This window comes from Synechococcus sp. MU1655 (assembly GCF_023630655.1).
Taxonomy (GTDB): domain Bacteria; phylum Cyanobacteriota; class Cyanobacteriia; order PCC-6307; family Cyanobiaceae; genus Synechococcus_C.
Map to the genome: position 1 here is coordinate 1 of NZ_JAKUHK010000165.1, position 4,420 is coordinate 4,420.

The window sequence follows — 4,420 nt, forward strand, 5'->3', positions numbered from 1 at the left end:
ATTGAGGAATGTAAAGAAGCTTACGTGTGTCTGTGTCGCTCTGCTCGAGATCTGCATTTCGTGTTACATCCGCGCTTGGCCCCATAGGCTGAGTCCATCTGCAACACGTTCATGAGCGACATCCAGACCGGTTCGATACCCGTTGTGGTGACCGGTGCGCTGGGTCGAATGGGTGCTGAGGTGATTCGAGCAGTTCAAATGGCTCCCGATTGCCATCTGGTGGGTGCAGTGGACAACACACCCGGTAAAGAGGGACAGGACGTGGGCGAATTATTGGGGCTTCAGTCCCTGGAGGTGGCCGTTACTGCGGATCTCGAAGGCTGCTTGTGTTCTGCGAGTCAGGCCGTCCGAGATGCCGGGCCTGGGAAAGGAGCCGTCATGGTGGATTTCACCCACCCCTCTGTGGTCTATGCCAACACCAGGGCAGCGATCGCCTATGGCGTGCATCCTGTGATCGGGACCACGGGGTTGTCACCCGCCCAACTTGATGATCTCCAATCGTTTTCCGACAAGGCATCCATTGGTGGAGCTGTGATTCCTAACTTCTCTGTGGGAATGGTGTTGCTTCAGCAGGCTGCTGCCGCTGCTGCCCGGTTTTATGACCATGCCGAATTGACTGAGCTCCATCACAACCGCAAGGCTGATGCTCCTAGCGGAACCTGCATCAAAACAGCCGAACTCATGGAAGAGCTAGGCAAACAATTTAATGAACCAGAAGTGGATGAGCATGAATCTCTTGCTGGAAGCCGCGGTGGGCAGCGTCCGAGTGGATTGCGGTTGCATTCTTTGCGTTTGCCTGGACTAGTGGCTCATCAAGAAGTGATGTTTGGCTCTCCAGGTGAGACCTACACCCTGCGGCACGACACGATTGATCGGGCCGCATACATGCCAGGTGTCTTGCTTTGCATCCGTAAAGTGCGACAACTACAGGCGCTGGTTTATGGCCTCGAGCGTCTTCTTTAGGGGTTGGCAGGATGTTGATTCCGCTTCGTCCCGGTGAGTTGCATCGGTTGATACCCGCTGTTGCCACTGGTCAACAATTCAAAGCTGCCCTTGGCAATCCCCGAAAAGTTCTCCAGCGTGTGTTGATTGCCACGATTGGGGGAGTGATCACTCTGTTAATCAGTCAAAGCCAGTTATCCAGTCGATGGGGCTCGATCTTGTTAATGATCGGCGTTGTGTTTTTGCTCTATGTCCTTTGGGGGCCCATCTTAGAAGCCGGTCGAAAAAATGCAGTTTTACGCCGCTATCCCTCGGCTGCTCTTTTTGAGGGGGAGATTGTTAAGGCCTATCGGCAGGAGCGAGTCGAAAATCAACGGGAGCAGGCTGATGCTCGCGGCCAGCTCGAATTGATTGAAAACCGAAGGACGTGGATGGTGTTGGAGCTCGCTGATGAGGACGGTTATCTCGGAAGAATCTCCTTTCCAATGACGAAACAGCATGCATCGATTCGCTCCGGAGTGTTGATCCGTTGTGTGGTGCTGAGTGACCGCAACGACTTTTCAAGATTGGGCGCTCTTACGGATGCTTGGCTTCCTGGTCTGCGGATGTGGATCGGTGACTACCCATACCTGCTTCGACCTGCGTTCGAAGACCTCTGCCGCATGCGCTTGCGCAACGTTTCTTCACAAATGGGTTACACTTCTTAACGAACGGCAGAACTCCGATGACTCAGGCCTCTACAAACGCAGCAACCATCCGCGGTGCAACCGTAACCACAGAAGATGGTGGTCGTCTCAACGCATTTGCCACAGAACCACGGATGCAAGTTGTGGATGTTGAGAGCGGTTGGGGCTTTCATAGCCGTGCAGAAAAGCTGAACGGCCGCATGGCCATGCTTGGTTTCATTGCTTTGCTTGCAACTGAATTGGCCATGGGTGGTGAAGCCTTCACCCGTGGACTTCTCGGCATCGGCTGATCTCAGTGATGACCGGCTCCCTAGCTCCGATTCGGATCAATGGAGCCGGTCCAACAGGCAGTTTGCTTGCCATTGGGCTTGCAAATGTTGGTTATTCAATTCATCTCTTTGATCCCCTGAGCGCAGATCAAATCTGTTCTCGAAGCAGGGCTTATGCTTTAACTCATTCCTCAAGACGTTTACTAACGCGATTAGGCCTTTGGAGTGAGTTGGCTCCATTTTTGTCACCCTTTAAGACCTTGAGTCTTGAAGATCGTGCTATTAACCGAACTGTAGATTTTACAGAATCTGATCTTCATTCGTCGAATAGATCATCCCGTGCTGTTGGATGGATTTTGGATCACACGTCCTTGATGAAGCTCTTGATGAGCAGACTTGAGAGATCCACTCATGTGAAGCTTTACCTCGGCGAAGCTTCCTCTCAACCACTTCATTCCATTCATGATTTTGGATTGGTGATTGCAGCCGATGGCCCTCGCTCACCAACAAGATCCAAACTCAAGTTTTCTTGGTGGTCTCACTCGTATTCGCAGGGTTGTTTAACTGCAAAAGTACGTTTTCGCAATATTGATTCCGAAACAGCTTTCGAATGCTTTAGGCCAGAAGGCCCTCTGGCCATTCTGCCACTTGGAAATTCAGACTTTCAAGTTGTTTGGAGTGCCCCTCTTGATCGATGTCGTCAGTTGGCTGCTCTTCAGGCATCGGCCTTTTTAGATGATCTTTCTACGATCCTTCCCCGTGGTCTTGAGCCAGATGCATTGCTCGATTCACCCGCAGCATTCCCATTAGAGATTAGTTTGTCGCCAAAACTGCATCAAGATAATGTTGTCCTTGTGGGTGAATCTGGACATCGCTGTCACCCTGTGGGAGGTCAGGGTCTCAATCTTTGTTGGCGCGATGCTGAAACCCTTCTTCGGCTGATGACATCTGCTTCCTCCATTCGGCGGGGTCTAAAAGCAGTTCCTACTCGTTACACCAGGCAACGTTATCTTGATGTGTTATCTGTTGGTTTTGCGACCGATCTTCTCGTTCGTTTGTTCTCCAACCGTCAGTCAGCACTTCTTCTTGTTCGTCGTTTTGGGCTCTTCATGCTCAAGCACTCTCCATGGATGCGCCGTGTTTCGCTTCAGGCAATGTCTGACGGACCGTGCACTCTGATGCATCACTTGCCAAAGTGAGAGCAATTGATTGGTTTTGATGGTCATTAGCAGTGACCCACAACCCCAGCCATCGGCGGCATTGCTCTCCTACTTGCAGGGAAAGCTTGGATTGAGTGCCAGTGCCATCAACCTTGGTCTGCGCCAAGCCGAATTGGAACAGGCCCCCCTACCTGTGGTGCTCTGGAGTTTTGGTCTGCTGAGTTTGCAGGGATACCAAGACGTTTTGGACTGGCAGCAATCTCAGGAGTAGTGAATTAGAGATTCAACCTGGATGTCGTCGGGAAGGCGTCCTCGTCCTTTTAAATCTTTGAGTTCCACGATGAAGGCGCAACCAACGAGTTGACCGCCAGCCTGTTTGACCAAGTCTGCCGTGGCTGCGGCAGTCCCTCCAGTTGCTAAGAGATCATCAACCACCAAAATCCTCGGCTGGTCTCTCATGGCGTCGGCATGAATTTCGAGACGATCAGTTCCGTATTCAAGGGCGTAATCAATTCCATACACCTTGCCGGGTAGTTTCCCTGGTTTGCGAACTGGAACGAACCCAAGTTTCTTATGCGTTGCCAAGCCCATTCCCACGATGAAACCCCTGGCTTCAATTCCCACAATCAGGTCTGGCTTCAACGAATCGCACAGCACACCTAGGCGATCCATCACCTCGGCCCAGCCCAGGGGATCACGCAACATCGGGGAGATGTCTCGGAAGAGAATTCCTGGTTTTGGAAAGTCTGGAATATCTTGAACGTAGTGACGAAGATCCAAGGATGCATGCTTGTAAGACTTGGACCTCATCATCGCAGATATGGCTAGGGATCATCTTGAGTTGTGTTGTCCCCTCCGCAGCGTGTGGTTGCTGATCCGCTCTGATTCATGCCTCAGACTCATGAAACGATTTGAATTCGAGTTTAGATTTAAGTTTTTTAGCTTCTCTAAACCATCTTGTGGCTCGACTATCAGTGGAAAGTTTGTTGGCATGGTTTGCCCATGACATTCTTTTTTTCTGATTGATGGGTGGTGATATTCCAAGTTTTTAATTGTTTATCTGTGCCTCAATCCGGCAATGCGTGCTTCGTCTTATGCGTCACAATCCCTTGCTGTTGTCTCCCTCAGTTCTTGTTTGGCCCAGATCTTGTGTCAATTTCAGCTGTAGCCACCTTTCCCTTGAAAGAATTGTTTAAAGCCTTAGGGTTAGTTGTCTAGATAAGGTCAATCATTGTTGGTTGCTAACGAGCAGGCTGCTTTCCGCCTTCCATGCTCGTGTGTTAGCACTGCAGCCATCCTTGTTTTGATTGAAGTCGAAGCGGTATGACTCGAGTCGGTACGCCACCAAGCCATGACTGAAGCA

Annotated in this window: 6 protein-coding genes; 5 read left to right on the top strand and 1 reads right to left on the bottom strand. The window is 50.9% G+C overall.

Annotated features, from left to right (window positions below):
* The first annotated feature begins 111 nt into the window (after positions 1-111).
* Genes dapB through NCN04_RS08300 form a run of 5 tightly spaced genes read left to right on the top strand, consistent with a single transcriptional unit; the run spans position 112 to position 3,328 of the window.
* Positions 112-963: a 4-hydroxy-tetrahydrodipicolinate reductase gene (gene dapB, locus NCN04_RS08280; protein WP_250395771.1), complete on the top strand. Its 852-nt coding sequence runs from the start codon at positions 112-114 to the stop codon at positions 961-963.
* Between the two features lie 11 nt (positions 964-974).
* Positions 975-1,649 (top strand): DUF8619 family protein, encoded by a 675-nt coding sequence (locus NCN04_RS08285; protein ID WP_250395772.1) that lies wholly within the window; start codon positions 975-977, stop codon positions 1,647-1,649.
* Positions 1,650-1,666: 17 nt separating this feature from the next.
* Entirely contained in the window at positions 1,667-1,918 is a 252-nt protein-coding gene (locus NCN04_RS08290; protein ID WP_250395773.1) for a CAB/ELIP/HLIP family chlorophyll-binding protein, read from the top strand.
* Between the two features lie 8 nt (positions 1,919-1,926).
* The gene (locus tag NCN04_RS08295) at positions 1,927-3,096 is read left to right on the top strand and encodes an FAD-dependent monooxygenase (RefSeq protein ID WP_250395774.1); all 1,170 of its coding nucleotides are present in this window, start codon (positions 1,927-1,929) and stop codon (positions 3,094-3,096) included.
* A 19-nt stretch (positions 3,097-3,115) separates the two neighbouring features.
* Entirely contained in the window at positions 3,116-3,328 is a 213-nt protein-coding gene (locus NCN04_RS08300) for a DUF2949 domain-containing protein (protein WP_048346377.1), read from the top strand.
* On the opposite strand, the gene NCN04_RS08305 is transcribed toward NCN04_RS08300, so the two are convergent.
* Positions 3,319-3,837, bottom strand: a complete 519-nt coding sequence (locus tag NCN04_RS08305; RefSeq protein ID WP_250395775.1) for an adenine phosphoribosyltransferase — start codon at positions 3,835-3,837, stop codon at positions 3,319-3,321. The genes NCN04_RS08300 and NCN04_RS08305 overlap by 10 nt on opposite strands.
* Between the last annotated feature and the right edge of the window lie 583 nt (positions 3,838-4,420).